This is a genomic window from Haemophilus sp. SZY H35 (genome assembly GCF_018829705.1).
Lineage (GTDB): Bacteria > Pseudomonadota > Gammaproteobacteria > Enterobacterales > Pasteurellaceae > Haemophilus > Haemophilus haemolyticus_K.
The window spans coordinates 431,709-449,728 of the sequence record NZ_JAHKJZ010000002.1; the positions used below are offsets into that span (position 1 = coordinate 431,709).

The 18,020-nt window shown below is 38.0% G+C and carries 18 protein-coding genes and 2 tRNA genes; 11 read left to right on the forward strand and 9 right to left on the reverse strand.

The genetic code is table 11. The features are described 5' to 3' along the window. Positions 1-32 precede the first annotated feature (32 nt). The 3 genes from cas3 to KP710_RS05705 form a co-directional block, all read right to left on the reverse strand. The gene (gene cas3 / locus KP710_RS05695; protein WP_215770691.1) at positions 33-2,324 is read right to left on the reverse strand and encodes a CRISPR-associated helicase Cas3'; all 2,292 of its coding nucleotides are present in this window, start codon (positions 2,322-2,324) and stop codon (positions 33-35) included. A 125-nt stretch (positions 2,325-2,449) separates the two neighbouring features. After that, complete coding sequence (locus tag KP710_RS05700) at positions 2,450-3,982, reverse strand: DHA2 family efflux MFS transporter permease subunit (protein WP_215770692.1); 1,533 nt, start codon at positions 3,980-3,982, stop codon at positions 2,450-2,452. A 9-nt stretch (positions 3,983-3,991) separates the two neighbouring features. Then, positions 3,992-5,149 carry an EmrA/EmrK family multidrug efflux transporter periplasmic adaptor subunit gene (locus tag KP710_RS05705; protein WP_215770982.1) on the reverse strand — a complete coding sequence of 386 codons (1,158 nt, stop codon included), beginning with the start codon at positions 5,147-5,149 and terminating at the stop codon, positions 3,992-3,994. A gap of 248 nt (positions 5,150-5,397) precedes the next feature. Between KP710_RS05705 and KP710_RS05710 the strand changes: the two genes are divergently transcribed. The 4 genes from KP710_RS05710 to hemN all read left to right on the forward strand — a co-directional run bounded on the left by KP710_RS05710 (position 5,398) and on the right by hemN (position 9,422). After that, positions 5,398-6,924: a catalase gene (locus KP710_RS05710; RefSeq protein ID WP_215770983.1), complete on the forward strand. Its 1,527-nt coding sequence runs from the start codon at positions 5,398-5,400 to the stop codon at positions 6,922-6,924. Between the two features lie 120 nt (positions 6,925-7,044). Further along, positions 7,045-7,605 (forward strand): Der GTPase-activating protein YihI, encoded by a 561-nt coding sequence (gene yihI / locus KP710_RS05715; protein ID WP_048952719.1) that lies wholly within the window; start codon positions 7,045-7,047, stop codon positions 7,603-7,605. Positions 7,606-7,608: 3 nt separating this feature from the next. Then, positions 7,609-8,055: a DUF2489 domain-containing protein gene (locus KP710_RS05720; RefSeq protein WP_048952718.1), complete on the forward strand. Its 447-nt coding sequence runs from the start codon at positions 7,609-7,611 to the stop codon at positions 8,053-8,055. Further along, positions 8,055-9,422, forward strand: a complete 1,368-nt coding sequence (gene hemN, locus KP710_RS05725; RefSeq protein WP_215770984.1) for an oxygen-independent coproporphyrinogen III oxidase — start codon at positions 8,055-8,057, stop codon at positions 9,420-9,422. Before KP710_RS05720 ends, hemN begins: the two co-directional genes overlap by 1 nt. A gap of 38 nt (positions 9,423-9,460) precedes the next feature. On the opposite strand, the gene KP710_RS05730 is transcribed toward hemN, so the two are convergent. The 4 genes from KP710_RS05730 to rpmE all read right to left on the reverse strand — a co-directional run bounded on the left by KP710_RS05730 (position 9,461) and on the right by rpmE (position 12,299). Next, complete coding sequence (locus tag KP710_RS05730) at positions 9,461-10,207, reverse strand: glycosyltransferase family 25 protein (RefSeq protein ID WP_048952716.1); 747 nt, start codon at positions 10,205-10,207, stop codon at positions 9,461-9,463. Then, positions 10,204-11,175, reverse strand: coding sequence for a glycosyltransferase family 8 protein (locus tag KP710_RS05735; protein ID WP_048952715.1), 972 nt, complete (start codon positions 11,173-11,175; stop codon positions 10,204-10,206). The genes KP710_RS05730 and KP710_RS05735 overlap by 4 nt, the downstream gene beginning before the upstream one ends. Before the next feature lie 3 nt (positions 11,176-11,178). Continuing rightward, positions 11,179-11,991 (reverse strand): glycosyltransferase family 25 protein, encoded by an 813-nt coding sequence (locus KP710_RS05740; protein ID WP_048952714.1) that lies wholly within the window; start codon positions 11,989-11,991, stop codon positions 11,179-11,181. A 95-nt stretch (positions 11,992-12,086) separates the two neighbouring features. Next, complete coding sequence (gene rpmE / locus KP710_RS05745) at positions 12,087-12,299, reverse strand: 50S ribosomal protein L31 (protein WP_005625828.1); 213 nt, start codon at positions 12,297-12,299, stop codon at positions 12,087-12,089. 173 nt (positions 12,300-12,472) lie between these two features. Here rpmE and mutY point away from each other — a divergent pair, with 173 nt between their 5' ends. The 7 genes from mutY (at position 12,473) to KP710_RS05780 (ending at position 16,712) form a co-directional block, all read left to right on the forward strand. Next, complete coding sequence (gene mutY, locus KP710_RS05750) at positions 12,473-13,609, forward strand: A/G-specific adenine glycosylase (protein WP_215770985.1); 1,137 nt, start codon at positions 12,473-12,475, stop codon at positions 13,607-13,609. Continuing rightward, a complete protein-coding gene (locus tag KP710_RS05755) occupies positions 13,587-13,859 on the forward strand; it encodes an oxidative damage protection protein (RefSeq protein ID WP_065265465.1) in 273 nt (90 codons plus the stop codon). The genes mutY and KP710_RS05755 overlap by 23 nt, the downstream gene beginning before the upstream one ends. A 14-nt stretch (positions 13,860-13,873) precedes the next feature. Continuing rightward, the gene (gene mltC / locus KP710_RS05760) at positions 13,874-14,947 is read left to right on the forward strand and encodes a membrane-bound lytic murein transglycosylase MltC (protein WP_065265466.1); all 1,074 of its coding nucleotides are present in this window, start codon (positions 13,874-13,876) and stop codon (positions 14,945-14,947) included. A 239-nt stretch (positions 14,948-15,186) separates the two neighbouring features. After that, positions 15,187-15,262, forward strand: a tRNA-Phe gene (locus KP710_RS05765). Between the two features lie 2 nt (positions 15,263-15,264). Continuing rightward, positions 15,265-15,340, forward strand: a tRNA-Asn gene (locus KP710_RS05770). Positions 15,341-15,407: 67 nt separating this feature from the next. Next, positions 15,408-15,785 carry a cytochrome b562 gene (locus KP710_RS05775; RefSeq protein ID WP_111408039.1) on the forward strand — a complete coding sequence of 126 codons (378 nt, stop codon included), beginning with the start codon at positions 15,408-15,410 and terminating at the stop codon, positions 15,783-15,785. 102 nt (positions 15,786-15,887) lie between these two features. After that, the gene (locus KP710_RS05780) at positions 15,888-16,712 is read left to right on the forward strand and encodes a class II glutamine amidotransferase (RefSeq protein WP_140450224.1); all 825 of its coding nucleotides are present in this window, start codon (positions 15,888-15,890) and stop codon (positions 16,710-16,712) included. 85 nt (positions 16,713-16,797) lie between these two features. Here KP710_RS05780 and KP710_RS05785 read toward each other — a convergent pair whose 3' ends face one another. Together KP710_RS05785 and exbD are read right to left on the reverse strand one after the other, a co-directional pair. Beyond that, positions 16,798-17,571 carry a TonB family protein gene (locus KP710_RS05785; RefSeq protein WP_111408037.1) on the reverse strand — a complete coding sequence of 258 codons (774 nt, stop codon included), beginning with the start codon at positions 17,569-17,571 and terminating at the stop codon, positions 16,798-16,800. A gap of 9 nt (positions 17,572-17,580) precedes the next feature. Continuing rightward, positions 17,581-18,018, reverse strand: coding sequence for a TonB system transport protein ExbD (gene exbD / locus KP710_RS05790; protein WP_111408036.1), 438 nt, complete (start codon positions 18,016-18,018; stop codon positions 17,581-17,583). Positions 18,019-18,020 lie beyond the last annotated feature (2 nt).

An 18,020-nucleotide genomic window follows, 5' to 3' on the forward strand; every position in this document is an offset into this window, starting at 1 on the left:
TGATTTATACTTATTTTATCATCTTGCTTTAATCAAAATACTGAATTTTCAGCTTTGATAAAAACATTATCCTCCCAACTCAACCCCGCCACATCATCATACAAATCCAGCCCGATCAGCGTATAAAACTGTTTGCCGAAGTTTTTCTCATTAATTGGTTCGATACGCCCTGCTTTATACAAAGCGGCGAGGGCATTTTTGGGGATTTGGACGGTGTAGAGTTGCAGTTTGCGTAAGAGTCCGCCGATGTGGTCGGCGTGGTGCAGGCTGCTAATGAGGTTTTCAGCCTCACCATCGAAGGGAATAATCAGCGGCTGCATATGGCTTTCAATCATGCGGAATTTGTCGGCGATGGTTTGGAATGGGAAATCGAGGCTTTGCCCTGTATCGTTGTGCATTTTAAGGATTTTTTTATTGTCCAGTTCGCTGCTTTTTAATTGATAAAGCTCGGCGAAGTAGGCAGCGACGGCTTGGGTGGATAAGAGGTCGTCTGAAAAGCTATCGGCGGTCAGGCGCATAACGGCGGCTTGGGCGGCAAGTTCAGGCGGGGCTTTCCATTGTTCTTCTGGCGTAAATATCCAGACAAAGCTGTTTTCAGACGGCCTTTTGCCTTCGCGATTGCAACGTCCTGCGGCTTGGGCAACGCTGTCTAAACCTGCTTCGGCGCGCATTACTAGCGGAAAATCCACATCAACGCCGGCTTCGATTAAGGAGGTGGCGATGACGCGGCAGGGTTCTCCGCTTTTCAGACGACCTCTGATCTCATCGAGCTTTTGACTGCGGTGTTTGGCGCACATTAAGGTGGTCAGGTGGAACGTACCCTCAAGGTGTTTGGCTTGGTCGTACAGGCTGCGGGCGTGGCGGCGGTTATTGACGATGACGAGCATTTGCGGGTGTTCGCCAAGTTTGGCGAGCAGGTCGGCGTCGGTTTGTTTGCCGATGTGTTGCACGGTGGTGCGGCGCAGTTTGTCGAAAAGTGCGGTCGGTTTTGGGGCTATTTCGCGCACGTTTTCAAAGCCGCGATAGAAGCCGTTTTCAGCTTGCACAGCTGGCTGGGTGGCGGTGCACATGACGACGCTGCAGCGGTAATTTTGCGACAATTCTTTGATGGCTTGCATGATGGGCAGCAAAAGATTGAGCGGCAGCATTTGCGCTTCATCGAGGATAATGACGGAGCCTGCGATGTTGTGCAGTTTGCGGCAGCGCGAGGAGCGGTCGGCAAAGAGGGATTCGAAGAATTGCACGGCGGTGGTCACGACAATCGGCACGTCCCAGTTTTCCGAGGCAAGGCGCAATTTATCTTTGGTGGCCTCATTTTGCAGTTTGCCGTCGTCGAAGGTGCTGTGGTGTTCCAACACGGCTTGTTCGCCCAATTCGCCAAAGGCTTTGCGAAATTCAGCGGCATTTTGTTCGATGATGCTGGTGAACGGGATGACGTAAATGACGCGCCGCATTCCGTGCCGTTTGGCGTGTTCCAGCGCGAACGCCATGGAAGTGAAGGTTTTACCGCCTCCGGTCGGCACGGTGAGCGTGAACAGCCCTTGCGGTTGTGCCGCTTGTTCTACGGCATGATCGAGAATTTCACTGCGCAGGCGGTTTAAGGCGGCATTGCGTTTTTCGGCTTCAGTTTGCTCTGGAGCTTGGGCGATACGTCGTCTGAAATAGTTGATAAATTGATTGAAATTGCGTTGTAAGGCGTTTAAATCGGGATAACCGCCGCGCTCGACGGCGTTGTTTTCTAGGTTTAAATAAAAGGCTTCGGTATCGAGATAATCGGCATCCACTAAGCAGGAATAGAGCATTCGGGTGAAGAAGGCGTAGGAGAAAAAAGGATGATGCGCGTCAGCTTTGAGTGGCGGTGCGGACAGGTTTTGAGGGAGCTTGATTTCTTGTTGCCACAGGTTATCAAGGGCGGGAATATCTTCGCCAAATTGCAAGGCTAGACGCTGTTTCAATGTGCGGCGGTTATCACCTTCACCGCTCCCGTTGGCTAGCCCTGCATGATGCCCCGCAATGCAAAACGCCATCAACTTGCCGAGCACATTTCCCCAACGCTCAACAGCAATTTTGGCTCCGGCAGTAGCATGATCGACTGATGGGCCACCATGCAATCGGTGATTAAAGGCTTCTGAATATTTCCCCAAATCATGCAGCTGTCCCGTCTGGCAGGCAATTTCCTGCGCACCAAATACCTGAGCAAACTCCGACGCCATTTCTCCAACATTTACCGAATGGCTTTGTAAGGTTTGCCAATGTTCGTAAGGTAAAAGATTGCTGAGTTCGTCTTGTGCAGAATGGGCGTAGTACAGAAGCTTAGCAGGCATAAAAATAATCCTTTATATTTATGATTATTATTTGACCTAATCTACTCCTAATCCTCTTTTAATTCAACAATGTTTACATTGATAAATTTTGAGGTTAAATCATTCAAATTTTGAATAATATGATACTAATGACGCCCGCCAAAAGGTGGTTTTGCAAACCAAATCACAATAAACAATCCTAAGAATCCCATAGCTGATAGCCAAAATATTTCATTTGCACCAATAATAAATCCTTGCGATGTTATTTGTTGAGCGAGGTAAGCTGAAGTTTGGGTATCACTTAAACCAAATTGATTCATTTGATGATAAAAACTTTGGGAAATTGGGTTATAAGGATTAATCTGTTCTGTTAATTGAGTATGATGAACAGCTTCACGGTTATACCACATAAATGTGGTTAAAGATGTCCCTACAGAACCCGCTAAAGTTCTCAAGAAATTAAATAAGCTAGACGCAGAAGCCATTCTATGCGCAGGCAAGCCAGACAACGTTATTGTAGTAAGTGGCATAAAGAAACAGGCCACAGCCAAACCTTGTACTAATTGTGGTAAAGCCACATCAGCAAAAGTCATTGATGGCTCGAAAGTCACCGCTCGCCAATAAAATGTTATTGCATATACAATAAAACTTATCGTCACTAAAATTCTCATATCGATCTTATAACCGAAACGCCCAATAATCGGTGAAAGCAAAATTGGGAATAATCCAACTGGGGAAGCCGCAAGCCCTGCCCACGTCGCGGTGTAATGGAAGACTTGTTGTAGCAAAAGCGGAATTAATACCACAGAACCTAGATAAATCAAAAAGGCTAAACTAGTACATAAACACCCTACGCTAAAATTACGAGAATGGAAAAGCGAAATATCCACCACAGGATTGTCATCTGTCAATTCCCAAATAACCAAGGCAATCAGACAAACGACAGCAACAACGGCTAATATAATGATTTCATTAGAATTAAACCAATCTTGCTCACGGCCCTGATCAAGCATTAATTGCAAACATCCCACGCCTAAGACAAGTAAAACTAAACCGACTTTATCAATAGGTTGATGAACAATTTCACTTTCTCGGCTACCTAAAATCTTCCAGCTGATTAGCACAACTAATAAACCAATCGGAACATTGATAAAGAAGATCCATCCCCAATGGATATTATCACTAATCCATCCGCCTAAAATTGGGCCAAAAATAGGCGCAACGACAATAGTCATTGACCAAAATGCCAATGCCATTCCGCGTTTTTCTGGTGGATAATTATTTAGTAATAAACTTTGCGAAAGAGGGATCACCGGGCCTGCGACAGCACCTTGAATGACACGAAAAATAATTAATGCCTCAAGACTATCTGCGATCCCACAGAGCCAAGAAGATACAACGAATAAAAAAGTTGAAACTAAAAATAACCGCACTTCGCCAAAACGTTTTGCTAACCAACCCGTTATTGGAATAGAAATCGCATTTGCCACACCAAAAGAAGTAATTACCCACGTACCTTGACTAAAAGATGCACCAAGATCGCCCGCAATAGTCGGAATCGCCACATTTGCAATGGTAGAATCTAATACCTGCATAAAGGTGGCGAGAGATAAAGCCAGCGTCAATAAAATTAGGGCGCCACCTTGAATAGGCGGGAATTTTTTTGCGGAATTTTCCATAACGCCGCCTTAATGGCTGTTTTGCTGAATAATAGATTCGATCAAATCTTCTACCGCACTTTCATCATATTTAAGCGTATCAGTAGCAAATAAAGTTTTCGGTTCTGCTTTTTCTCGTAACATTGGACCAGATGAATCTGCAATTCTTACTTTTGCCGTTGCAGAAAGACCAATTCGTAATGGGGTTTCAGAAAATTGTTGTGGATCTAATTTAATTCGCACAGGTACACGTTGCACCACTTTAATCCAGTTACCCGTAGCATTTTGTGAAGGCAAAAGAGAAAACGCATTGCCAGTCCCCATTTCAATGCCATTTATCACGCCATCAAATTCTTTATTTTTACCGTATAAATCAAAATGAATTTTCACCGGCTGGCTAATGCGCATATTCGTTAATTGGGTTTCTTTGAAGTTAGCTTCTAACCACATTTGCTCATTAGATACCACCGCCATTAATGCGCCACCCACTGAAACAGCTTGCCCAACTTGAGCATTACGACGCGCCACATAGCCATCAATTGGACTTCTAATTTTTGTACGTTGTAAATTCAACCAAGCCTGTTTGAGCGAACTCATTGCGTTCTGTATTTGCGGTTGTTGACGTAATGGAACGTTACTCAATAAAGCCTGATTAGCAGCTAATTGGTTTCTAGAGGAATTTAAATTTGCTTTGGAGAGTTCAACGGCTTCTTTTGCATGCTGGAAAGATTCTTTATCAATTGCACCCATTTTTTCAAGTTGAACTCGGCGCGCCAAATTGCCTTGTGCTTGAGCTAAAGAAATTTCATTGGCGTGCACAGCTGATTGTAATTGCTGCACAGTAAAACCGAGTTGTTCTACCTGACGCACAGCATTGGCTAGATTGCTTTTTGCCTGTTCGAAACTCAGTTTTGCATTCGTATCATCCAATTCAACTAGAATGTCACCTGCATGGACTTTATCCATATTGTCCGCATTAATCTTCGCTACATTACCCGCAACTTGTGATGACACCATTACTTGATTTCCACCAACATAAGCATCTTCTGTTTCTTCAAAATCCTTCAAGAAGAAAAACCAATACAAAGTACAAGTGATACTTAAAATAAGTAAAATAACGATAAAAATACCGAGACTTTTTTTACGTTTTGCCTGATTAGGAGTATCAGATTGTTTAATTTCAGCCATAAATTAATCCTAAATTAGGAATAGCGCTTACAAATTAACTCATAAAAAAATTTAAAGCTAATCTTTAAACGCTATCAAAGATCGAAATGCTTCATTATGAAACTTTATAAAAAGGAACTCAAGATAGATAAAGTTTAAAATAGTTTTTTTGAATTGATTTAATAGATTTCAATCGTCAAAACCTTTTTGTATGATACCCAAGAAATTTATTTCAACCAAACGATTATTTACTTTACAAGGAGTATTCTATGAGTTCTCAATGTCCTTTTTCACATTTAAATGGCTCTAATCTTACTATGGGTAACGGTGCCCCTGTTGCCGATAACCAAAACAGCTTAACAGCAGGACCTCGCGGCCCATTACTTGCACAAGATTTATGGTTAAATGAAAAACTAGCAGATTTTGTACGTGAAGTAATTCCTGAGCGCCGTATGCACGCAAAAGGTTCTGGTGCTTTTGGTACCTTTACTGTCACACACGATATTACTAAATATACTCGTGCAAAAATTTTCAGTGAAATTGGCAAAAAAACAGAAATGTTCGCACGCTTTACCACTGTTGCGGGTGAACGTGGTGCAGCAGATGCTGAACGTGATATTCGTGGTTTTGCATTAAAATTCTATACTGAAGAAGGTAACTGGGATTTAGTGGGTAACAATACCCCAGTATTCTTCTTACGTGATCCTCGTAAATTCCCTGATTTAAATAAAGCTGTAAAACGCGATCCTCGCACTAATATGCGTTCAGCAACAAACAACTGGGATTTCTGGACATTATTACCGGAAGCGTTACATCAAGTTACTATTGTAATGAGCGAGCGTGGCATTCCAGCAAGTTATCGTCATATGCATGGTTATGGTTCACACACTTATAGTTTCTGGAATGAAGCTGGTGAACGTTTCTGGGTAAAATTCCATTTCCATACTCAACAAGGTATTAAAAACTTAACCGATGCGGAAGCAGCAGCAGTGATTGCAAACGACCGCGAAAGTCATCAACGCGATTTATATGAAGCAATCGAACGCGGTGACTTCCCTAAATGGAAACTATTTGTACAAATCATGCCTGAAGCTGATGCTGAAAAAGTGCCTTACCACCCATTTGACTTAACCAAAGTATGGCCGAAAAAAGATTATCCATTAATTGAAGTAGGTGAATTTGAACTTAATCGTAACCCAGAAAACTTCTTTGCTGATGTAGAGCAATCTGCTTTTGCACCAAGCAACTTAGTTCCAGGTATCGGTGCAAGTCCTGACAGAATGTTACAAGCTCGTTTATTCAACTATGCGGATGCACAACGTTACCGTTTAGGTGTGAACTACCGTCAAATTCCAGTAAACCGTCCACGTTGCCCAGTTCATAGCAACCAACGCGATGGTCAAGGTCGTGTTGATGGTAACTACGGAAGCTTACCACACTATGAACCAAACAGCTTCAATCAATGGCAACAACAACCTGATTTTGCAGAACCACCTCTTCGTATTAATGGTGATGCTGCATTCTGGGATTATCGCCAAGATGATAATGACTACTTCAGCCAACCACGTGCATTATTTAACTTAATGAATGCTGAACAAAAACAAGCATTATTTAATAATACTGCAGCGGCAATGGGGGATGCGCCTGACTTCATCAAATACCGTCATATCCGTAATTGTCACTGGTGTGATCCTGCATACGGCGCTGGTGTTGCAAAAGCATTAGGATTAACAGTAGAAGATGCATTAAAAGCTCGTGATACTGATCCCGCATTAGGACAAGGTGGATTGTTATAATTGTAATCAGTTTTTACTGATAAAGAAAAACGGAAGTGACGTGCTTCCGTTTTTTATTTGCCTATAAATTTAGACATGAAAATGATACAATCCACAAAATTTTATAAAAAGGAACTATGAATGGCTCGTAAGAAAAAAACACGTCGCATCACTGATGTTATGCCAATCCGTAAAGCGGATAAGAAACCCGAAATCTCCAACTCTCGTCCAGGAAAAAAACTCACACGTTATGAATTAGATGCCAAAGCACGTGAAGATAAGAAAAAACGAAAACATAAAGGTTTAGCATCAGGTTCTCGTCATAGCGCAATAGAAGATAAAACGAACAAAATCCAACAAGAAATTAAAGATCCTAAAATTGGTAGCAAGAAAAAAGTACCATTAATTGTGGAATTTGTTAATAAGCCAGAAAAAGGACAAACGATTCCTGTCGTAAAACAGGTGAAAAAGTTAGATCCAATGCAAGAGCTTGAAAAGCTTGAAAATAATGAGATTCTGAATGAATTATTAGATGCCTTAGATGAAGGTAAAGCAATTACCAAAGCAGATCAACAATTTGTGGATGAATGTCTCGAAAGAATTGCCGAATTAATGGAAGAACTAGGCATCGAAGAGGAAGACGAAAACGAAGATGATTTATACCGCACTTTTGAACGTATTGATATTAATCAATTTAGATAATCTATGATTTGGATCATTATTTTAAGTATTGTTGCACTTATTGTTGTTCTAGGGTTAAGTGGATATACAATTCGTTTACTAAAACAGCTAAAACAACAAAACATTATGATAGCTAAATCCAAAGCGATAAGGGAAGCCCGCTTAAAGGAAAGTATTGAAATCATTGCTCGAGCAATGCAGTCTGGCGAATGTAATCACTCAGAGGGTGTAATTCGCCTTACCATGTTATTAATGCCCTTTGGTAAAACGCTTACTCCATACCCCAGTATGGCGCAATTACACGAAATCGTACGTAACATGCCAACTCATGATACTCGTAAACAATTAGAAAAAAAAGAAAGAATGCGTTTAGATTTAGCACGTGAAAGAGCCGAAGCCAAATTTGAACACGAAATTAAAGAAGAATTACGTCAGTTTTTAGACGATATTAAACAGATTGGAGTGATTTAATGTCAGAAATTATTTGGGATAGCGCACTTATTCAAAAATACAATCAATCAGGCCCGCGTTATACCTCCTATCCTACAGCCCTAGAATTTAATGAAAATTATACTGAGCAAGATTTTGAAGCCGCCGTAAAACGCTATCCAAATCGTCCGCTCTCTTTATACGTTCACATTCCTTTTTGCCACCAGCTCTGCTATTTCTGTGCCTGTAATAAAGTGATCACTCGCCATCAACATAAGGCTGATATTTATTTAGATTACCTTGAAAAAGAAATTAGTGCACGCTCAGCATTATTTAAACATCGTCTCGTTACCCAAATTCACTGGGGTGGCGGTACACCCACCTATCTGAGTGAAACCCAATCAGCTCGTTTAATGGCAATGCTAAAAAAACATTTTACAGTATCTGAGACAGCTGAAATTTCAATTGAAATCGATCCTCGTAGAATTGAACTTTCTATGCTTGATCATCTACGTCACCTTGGTTTTAACCGCATGAGCATGGGTGTACAAGACTTTAATAAAGATGTGCAAAAAGCGGTAAATCGTGAACAAGATGAAGATTTTATTCATGCATTGTTAGATCACGCTAGAGAATTAGGCTTTCAATCAACTAACCTTGATTTAATTTACGGTTTGCCATTACAAACTGTAGAAAGTTTTATGTTCACTCTTGAAAAAGTAATTGCACTCAATCCAGATCGATTAAGTGTGTTTAATTATGCGCATTTACCAAGTCGCGTACCTGGGCAAGCAAAAATTAAAGAATATCAACTGCCCGCGCCAGAAACAAAACTAACCATTTTGCAAAAAACGATCGAAACACTAGGTAATGCAGGTTATAAATTTATTGGTATGGATCACTTTGCTAAACCCCATGATGAACTTGCCATTGCGCAGGACCAAGGCGTATTGCACCGAAACTTTCAAGGCTACACAACGCAAGAAGAATGTGATTTATTAGGGCTTGGAGTGTCTTCTATTAGCTTATTAGGTGACACTTACGCACAGAATGAAAAAGACTTAAAGCGCTATTATGCCCTCATTGAAGAACAAGGCAATGCTCTACATAAAGGATTAGCATTAACACAAGAAGACTGCTTACGCCGTGATGTTATTAAACAATTAATTTGTAACTTTAAACTCGATTTCTCACCGTTCGAGGCGCAATATAACATTCAGTTTACCACTCACTTTGCCGAAGATTTAGCACTATTAAAACCATTAATCGATGATGAGCTTATCAAACTCACGCATACAGGTCTCCAAGTTTCGCCAAAAGGAAGGCTATTAATTCGTAACATCTGTTTGTGTTTTGATACTTACTCACGTGAAGCAGCAAAACGTCAGCAATTTTCAAGAATAATATAACAAAAAAGTGCGGTAAAAATTTTACCGCACTTTGTCATTTATGGATGCAACAAATTATAAATATTCCTTTTAATACTGGTACTAATATTAAATAACTCTCTTGCAATCACTGTTTTTAATGTCTTGACTTTCTTCTGCTTTTCAAAGATAGTTGATTCAATTTCATAATCAGCCTCTAAGCAAAACGGTACAATTGCATAAGGTGGGACTTTATTTTCAAAAAAACGATCCATTGTCACATCTACAGTTAAATACCATTCTTGGCTTTGCGCTAAAAATTTCTTAGCCGCTTTAGGTGTTAAATAATAACCTGTCGCCCCAATAAAACCTTTACTAAATTGATAAACAGAGAAATGCCCAAAATCCGCCACTAATTTTCTTTTATTTTTTAAACGATCAGGCTGTAGCCAGAAAAACTCAAAGGTATTTTTCTCACTATTAATAAAATCAAGCACGTCTAGAAAATTATCTTTAAACTTAGCGTCATCTTCCAACACAATAATTGGACTATCTAACTCAATACATTTTTCCCACATTGAATAATGGCTAGCATAGCACCCTAGTTGATTGCGTGTGAGTGGATACCCTTTCACATTCAGTCTCTTCTTCTCGTTATAACGTTGAAATAAGGGGTGATTCGGATTTTCTTTTCCATTAATTGCCTTAAAGAAATGAATAGCCTGTTCTGTGTTATCCAAAAATAATTGATCAAACTGAGCCTGCATATAAGCTTTACGATCAGTAGATTTTTCTAGGTTAATAATATAGATAGGCAATTTTTTCATTTTAGTCTCTTTAACTTTCTTATTAAATATCTGACATGATACCATACTGAAATAAATTTATTACCATCCTTCCAAAAGCATTTAGATGCTTTTTTTAACCCTAATGTTGTATCAATATTTTCAAATTCTTGCTTTTTCCAAAATGATCTACTTTTATAATAATTATAGATTCTATTGTAGCCAGATATCGACCAAGGTTTATGAGGTCCAATAAAATGGACTAAAGAAACTAATTTACATTCTTCATAAAAATCTTCCCTAGATAGTTTTAACCATTTTTGGTAGTTAAACTTTTCTGATAAAAATACAACAGAACTATTATTTAATATCAGGTTCAGTACATCCTGATCTGGATAAACATAAGAACTCATACCAATTAAACTAAGAAACTTCTCTGTGATTTTATTATTAACCCATTCACTAGTATTTATATACATTACTCCAGAATTAAAATATGTTGATTCTTTTTTAAATCCTAATTCATATAGCCTATATAAATGATATTCTTCTATTGTATCAGCTACAGCTGCTACAACCTTTTTAGATAAATTGGTAGAAAATATTTCAGATATATCTCCAACACATATAACATCTGTATCTAAATACAAAAAAGTATCTACTTTCCTATGTAAAATATAAGGGATAAGCAGCCTATAATACATACCTTTTGAAAAATGTTGAGTTGTTTGTAACCCCTCAACAATACTATCGTCTAACCAGTAAAAGAAAATATTTATATTTTTATATGGCAATAATCTTATTCTGTTTAAATCTAATATATCAATATCATTAACAAATATATGAAAATTATACTTCTCATGAATGTTATTCTCTAAAATTGATAATATTGACACACCGATATATTTAGAATACTTAAAATCTGATGAGAATACTATATTATTATGATTATTATCATGATTAATAATCAAATCTAATCTTTTATTAACTAATTTAATATTACTAAACATAATCTATCTAAATGGTACTATATATTTTTTTCTCTTTCTCTTATATAAGAGTCTCTTAGGTTTGGTTATTAATCGAAAGAGATGTTCTATTAATGTTTTCTTTGAATTTTTAACTTTATTATCTTTTAATATTTTATAACGTTCATCTTCTAACTGACTATATAAAACACTTTTACTCTTTTTCCATTGTAATTCTTGAATACTTATAGCTGGTATAATTTGGTAACTATATACATTATCTAAATTCAGAAAATCTCTAAATGCCAAAATATCAATCGCATCAATATCATCCGATGTAAGCCTGGACATTTGCCTAAACAAACTGATAACTGCATTTTTGGATATAACGTATGCAGCTAATCCATACTGCTCTTCGACTAATTTTAAAATTAACCTACTCTTAAATGATGAGATCTTTACATTTTCACATTTGGCTGGTTTCAAAAAAGTTTCAAATCTCAAAATAAAACTATCATCTGAAGTAAATCGCTCCTTTAACCATTCATCTTCAGCTAAAAATGAATAAGCATCTTCACCTAGCAATACATCATCTTCAAAAATATATATATAAGGAAGATTTTCATCTATGCATTTTTTCCATAGCATATAATGACTCATAAAACACGCTTTCTCCCCTTCTGAAAGTTTAGCATGAGCAAGATTTGGTAAATAAGTTTGAATGAGTTGATTAAGGCACTCTGATGGGGTTATAGCGTCATAGAACTCAAAAGGAATATGATGTTTACCAAATTCTTTGATGATATGTTCTCGACGTTGAGAAGCAGATGAAAGGCTTATAACATAATTGGTATGCATAGGTATTTCTTATTCAATTTAGATTTATCTATTTTATACGTTCTTCAGATAAAACAAAACCCCACCATTTGGCAGGGTTTCGAAGCAAGTTCAAATTATTTTGTGCTTGGGATTTTGAAACGGCTGTTAAAGCGTTCAACACGACCGCCAGTATCTACAACACGTTGTTTACCAGTGTAGAATGGGTGACAGTTACCACACACATCAAGGTTAATATCTTTGCCTAAAGTTGAACGAGTTTTGATCACGTTACCACAAGAGCAGGTTGCCGTGATTTCTTTATATTCTGGGTGAATACCTTGTTTCATAGAAAACCTCAAAATGAAGCCACGCCGCTATAAGAACTTTCTTCCTACACCGCGTGAGTGAATAATACGCCATATTTGGCACCAAATAGACTGCGAATTATACTGAAAAAACATAGATAAACAAGCCCCATTTTAGTGTAGAATCAAAAACATTCTTAACAAAACTTTTCCTTATGCAAGCACAATCTTCAATACATACTTCTTTTGCCAAATCTATTTTAGATTGGTACGAAAAATTCGGGCGTAAGAATTTGCCTTGGCAACAAGATAAAACGCTCTATGGCGTATGGCTTTCTGAAGTAATGCTACAGCAAACACAAGTAGCCACTGTTATACCTTATTTTAAGCAATTTATAAAAACATTCCCCTCTATTACCGCACTTGCTAATGCATCACAAGACGAAGTCTTACATTTATGGACAGGCTTAGGCTATTATGCGCGTGCACGTAACTTACATAAAGCAGCCCAAAAAGTGCGGGATGAATTTAATGGGAATTTTCCAACTAATTTTGAACAAGTATGGGCATTGCCTGGCATAGGGCGCTCCACAGCGGGTGCGATTTTATCTTCGGTTTTAAATCAACCTTACCCGATTTTAGATGGTAATGTAAAACGTGTACTTGCCCGCTATTTTGAAGTGGAAGGCTGGACGGGTGAAAAAAAAGTGGAAAATTACCTGTGGCATTTAACTGAACAAGTCACGCCTGTAACACACGTTGCTGACTTTAACCAAGCGATGATGGATATTGGTGCAATGGTATGCACACGAACAAAACCAAAATGTGAACTTTGCCCTTTAAATAAGGATTGTTTGGCGAATAAACATGAAAGTTGGGGGCAATTTCCAAATAAAAAACATAAAAAAATCATACCAGAAAAAGAAACCTATTTTTTAATACTATCAAACAAAGGAAAAGTGTGGTTAGAACAAAGAGAAAATTCGGGATTATGGGGAGGATTATTTTGCTTTCCTCAATTTGAGGATAAATCAACGTTATTGAACCACCTCATACAAGAAGGTATTTCCCATTATCAAGCCTGGCCAAGTTTTCGACATACTTTTAGTCATTTTCATTTAGATATTCACCCAATTTACGCAGAAGTTAATGATAATTTACATATTGAACAAGAAAACGATGATTGGCGTAAAATCTCGGAAAACCCAAAAGAATATCAATCAAATCTATCCAGTACGGTCAAATATTGGTATGATCCGCAAAATCCTGAACAAATCGGGCTTGCTCAACCGGTAAAAAATCTTTTAATTCAATTTGTAAGGAATCATTATGGCAAGAACAGTATTTTGTGAACATCTTAAAAAAGAAGCAGAAGGTTTAGATTTCCAGCTCTATCCTGGTGAACTCGGAAAACGTATTTTTGATTCAATCAGCAAACAGGCTTGGGGAGAATGGATCAAAAAACAAACGATGCTGGTTAATGAAAAAAAACTCAATATGATGAATACCGAGCATCGTAAATTATTAGAACAAGAAATGATCAATTTTTTGTTTGAAGGAAAAGATGTGCATATTGAAGGTTATGTTCCACCATCAAATTAATTGCCTGTAACACAATGAAAAAGTATTTATTATTAGCATTACTGCCTTTTTTATATGCTTGTAGCGACTCTCCGAACCGCAGTATTAATTACGATGAAGCCTTTGCAAAAGATACACAAGGTTTAGACATTCTTACTGGACAATTCTCACATAATATTGATCGTATTTGGGGTGTAAATGAATTATTAGTGGCCAGCCGTAAAGATTACGTAAAATATACCGATTCTTTTTATACTCGTAGCCACGTAAGTTTTGATGAAGGTAATATTGTCATTGAAACACAACAAGACCTTAATCGTTTACATAATGCAATTGTTCATACGTTATTAATGGGAGCAGATGCAAAAGGAATTGATTTATTTGCCTCAGGTGATGTTCCCATTAGCTCTCGTCCGTTTCTTTTAGGACAGGTGGTAGACCACCAAGGTCAGCAAATTGCAAACCAATTTATTGCAAGTAATTTTGCAACTTATTTGATCCAAAATAAATTACAAACACGCCGCCTACAAAATGGTCATACCGTGCAATTTGTTGCAATTCCTATGATTGCAAACCACGTGGAAGTCCGCGCTCAGAAATATTTACCATTAGTTCGTAAGGCCTCTGAACGTTATGGCATTGATGAAAGTCTGATCTTAGGTATTATGCAAACAGAATCAAGCTTTAACCCTTATGCAATTAGCTATGCAAATGCTATTGGTTTAATGCAAGTTGTTCCACGCACTGCGGGCCGTGATGTATTTGCTATGAAAGGGAAAAGTGGGCAGCCATCAGAGCATTATTTATACGATCCAGCAAATAATATTGATTCGGGCGTCTCTTATTTATGGCTTCTTCAAAACCAATATTTAGATGGCATTACCAATCCGACATCAAAACGCTTTGCTATGATTTCTGCTTATAATAGTGGTGCAGGTGCGGTGTTACGTGTATTTGATAATGATAAAGATGAAGCGATTTATAAAATCAATCAAATGTATCCGGAACAAGTTTTCCGCATTCTGACAACCGCTCATCCATCTGCTCAAGCACGAAATTACCTATTAAAAGTAGATCAAGCACAGAAAAAATTCCGTGTAAGACGATAATACAGCCCTTTAATCATAACTAAATGCTCGTTGAACCATTTCAACGAGCATTTTTTTATAAAAAGATGATTGTAAAATAAATAAGCAAATTATAAATTTTAGTTGTTTTAATAAACACTTTGATGATTAACTATCCAAACAAAACAGTTTTTTCATTTTTTTTAAATTTAGTTATTGACCGGCTCTCGAAAAAATAGTTTAATACGCTCCGTTGTCAGGCAGCAGCCGATAATGATAACGCCTCGATAGCTCAGTCGGTAGAGCAGGGGATTGAAAATCCCCGTGTCGGTGGTTCGATTCCGCCTCGAGGCACCATTTCCTCCTTAGTTCAGTCGGTAGAACGGTGGACTGTTAATCCATATGTCGCAGGTTCGAGTCCCGCAGGAGGAGCCAAATTCTAAAAAGCCGCTAAAGAAATTTAGCGGCTTTTTGCTATCTTTTATTTTTTAAGGGTATACAAATGAAAAAATTTCTTGCATTTATGGGCCTTGCTGTATTTGCCTCTTCCACTTTTGCAACAAATCCTATTAATCTTCGTGATGAAATGATGATTATGTCCCAACGTTTGGTATTAGCATCAAAAGCCTCTTCATCAGAAGAATTCCAAAATAACATAAGCGCATTTATTAATGCTGCCGAACACTCAAAAGTAACCATGCCGACAAAATGGAACGGAGATCAATCTCAATTTCCTGGTTATCAACAAGGTATTCAAAAAGTGATTGATGTAGCCACAGAGGCCTCTAATTTAGCTAAAGAAGGCAAACTTGATGCGGCTAAAACAAAGCTATATGAAATGTCAGAATTACGACAAATGTACCATAAGTTATATAAGTAATAAAATGTAACGTTTTATTATAAAAATTCACCGCACTTCTCTTGAAATCCCCCCTATAATGGTGTTAAATCAATACATATTATGGGGTTATATATCTAAACTATGTGTCAATTACTCGGAATGAACTGCAACACACCAACGGATATCGTCTTTTCTTTTGAGGGATTTCGTCGTCGTGCAGGGTTAACAGATTGCCATTCTGATGGCTTTGGTATCGCTTTTTTTGAAGGGCGTGGCGTACGTGTTTTTCGTGATAATCATCCTGCAAGTAACTCGCCTATTGCAGATTGCGTCAAACAATACAAGATTAAATCACTAAACGTTATTGCTCATATTCGTAAAGCAACTCAAGGTGATGTTAATATCGAAAACACCCATCCTTTCATTCGTGAAATCTGGGGGGAGAACTGGGTATTTGCGCATAATGGTAATTTAAAAAATTTACCTGATATGAGTAACTACTTTTTGCAACCTATTGGTTCTACTGATTCTGAGGCTGCTTTTTGTTATTTAGCAGAATATCTCAAAAATACCTACCGCCAAAAACCTAGCGAAACGGAAATTTTTGAGGCAATTCAAAAAGTGACAAAAGAGCTAGCTCAACACGGTACGTTCAACTTTATTTTATCCAATGGTGAATGGATGATTGCTCACTGCTCCACTAACCTGCATTATTTAATGCGAAAAGCGCCTTTTGGAAAAGCACATCGTATTGATGATGACGGCGTCATTGATTTTAGCGATTATGCGAAAGAAGGGGATAAGGTAAACATCATTACAACCTTTCCACTTACCAAAGATGAAACCTGGACAAAAATGGAAAATGGCGGATTTGTTTTTTTTAAAAATGGAGATAAAATTGCTGAAGTCATCGGTACACCCAAAGCAGCAATTGATGATGGCACATTAGGTAATAGAAAAATCTAACTATTTTCTAGTCAGAATAAAAGTGCGGTTAAGTTTCATTGATTTTAACCGCACTTTTATTTTGTCCTATATACCTTTATTTTTATTACTGAAGCGTAAAACTAATCGGCACATTTAATCCCGAAGGAAATCCAGCAGGTCTTGCACCAACAGGGCTCGCACTATTCACCGCATCAAGTGCCGCATTGTCTAAACTTTCATCACCGGATGACTGAGTTATATGTGCACCAGTTAATGAACCGTCACCCGAAACATTAAAGGATACGCTGACTTTACCCTGTTTACGCATCATTTTTGCCCTAGTTGGATAACGTTTATGACGTTCAATTTCACGGCGAATTGCTGAACGATAAGCGGCTATTTCAGTCGAATCAGTCCCTGAACCAGCTACTTGAGCATTGCTATTAGCTGTACTCGTTGTTGTCGCTTTTGCATTAGCATTCGCAGTAGAATCAATATTTTTATCACCCTTTGGTAAATCTTTATTAATAGGCTTATCTTGAGGTTTAAGCTCTTTCTTAGGTTTATCCTTTGGTTTTTCTTTAGGCTTTTCCTTAGGCTTAGGCTTTTCTTTTTCTGGCTCTTTAATTTTTTTAGGCTCAGGCTTCACTGTGGGATCTTCCACAACCTCTTTCTTCTCCGGCTCAGGTTCTTTCTGCATATTTTGAGGCTCAGGTGCAGGCTCTTCCATAACCATTCCCTGCACCATTTCCATAGAAATGCTCGTTGCAATGTCTCCTGCGGCATTATTGGCGCTATCACTTGGTTTATTCCAAGTCCATAAAAGTAAACCAACAATAATGCCATGTACCAATAAAGAAACTAGCAAACCTAAGAGCGAACGTTTTGTTTGCTGCATAATGATTCCTTAAGGTGCGGTAGAAATAGATTGAGTAGAGACGGGAGCCCGGCCACTTTTTCCCTGCCCTTTGTCTTTCATTGAAACAATCGCAACATTTTTAATATCATTTTTAGCAAGCATATCCGTGATTGTTACAAAATCCTGAAAAGATGCTTCTGCATCAATCTTTAAGGTGACTTTCTGATCCTTATTCCAGCGTGTAACCTCAGCCTCAAGAGCCTCTTGCGAAATAGGTTTATCATTAAAATAGAGTTGTTTATCCGCTGTAACCGTTAATAATTTAGCGAGATCATCAGATTTGAATGCCACAGCAGTACTCGCCTTTGGCACATTTACTTGAATTTTACCTTGAGAAATAAATGATGCTGTAATCAAGACGACAGCAAGTAACACCAACATAATATCGATAAAAGGGATAATGTTGATTTCATCAAATTTTTTCACAG

Excerpts from the sequence above, each read along its gene's own strand:
- KP710_RS05700 (WP_215770692.1), bottom strand. The coding sequence starts at position 3,982 with ATGGAAAATTCCGCAAAAAAATTCCCGCCTATTCAAGGTGGCGCCCTA.
- KP710_RS05740 (WP_048952714.1), bottom strand. The coding sequence starts at position 11,991 with ATGCATACCAATTATGTTATAAGCCTTTCATCTGCTTCTCAACGTCGA.
- rpmE (WP_005625828.1), bottom strand. The coding sequence starts at position 12,299 with ATGAAACAAGGTATTCACCCAGAATATAAAGAAATCACGGCAACCTGC.
- KP710_RS05710 (WP_215770983.1), top strand. The coding sequence starts at position 5,398 with ATGAGTTCTCAATGTCCTTTTTCACATTTAAATGGCTCTAATCTTACT.
- cas3 (WP_215770691.1), bottom strand. The coding sequence starts at position 2,324 with ATGCCTGCTAAGCTTCTGTACTACGCCCATTCTGCACAAGACGAACTC.
- KP710_RS05705 (WP_215770982.1), bottom strand. The coding sequence starts at position 5,149 with ATGGCTGAAATTAAACAATCTGATACTCCTAATCAGGCAAAACGTAAA.
- mutY (WP_215770985.1), top strand. The coding sequence starts at position 12,473 with ATGCAAGCACAATCTTCAATACATACTTCTTTTGCCAAATCTATTTTA.
- KP710_RS05775 (WP_111408039.1), top strand. The coding sequence starts at position 15,408 with ATGAAAAAATTTCTTGCATTTATGGGCCTTGCTGTATTTGCCTCTTCC.
- mltC (WP_065265466.1), top strand. The coding sequence starts at position 13,874 with ATGAAAAAGTATTTATTATTAGCATTACTGCCTTTTTTATATGCTTGT.
- KP710_RS05720 (WP_048952718.1), top strand. The coding sequence starts at position 7,609 with ATGATTTGGATCATTATTTTAAGTATTGTTGCACTTATTGTTGTTCTA.
- yihI (WP_048952719.1), top strand. The coding sequence starts at position 7,045 with ATGGCTCGTAAGAAAAAAACACGTCGCATCACTGATGTTATGCCAATC.
- KP710_RS05785 (WP_111408037.1), bottom strand. The coding sequence starts at position 17,571 with ATGCAGCAAACAAAACGTTCGCTCTTAGGTTTGCTAGTTTCTTTATTG.
- KP710_RS05780 (WP_140450224.1), top strand. The coding sequence starts at position 15,888 with ATGTGTCAATTACTCGGAATGAACTGCAACACACCAACGGATATCGTC.
- KP710_RS05735 (WP_048952715.1), bottom strand. The coding sequence starts at position 11,175 with ATGTTTAGTAATATTAAATTAGTTAATAAAAGATTAGATTTGATTATT.
- KP710_RS05730 (WP_048952716.1), bottom strand. The coding sequence starts at position 10,207 with ATGAAAAAATTGCCTATCTATATTATTAACCTAGAAAAATCTACTGAT.
- KP710_RS05755 (WP_065265465.1), top strand. The coding sequence starts at position 13,587 with ATGGCAAGAACAGTATTTTGTGAACATCTTAAAAAAGAAGCAGAAGGT.
- hemN (WP_215770984.1), top strand. The coding sequence starts at position 8,055 with ATGTCAGAAATTATTTGGGATAGCGCACTTATTCAAAAATACAATCAA.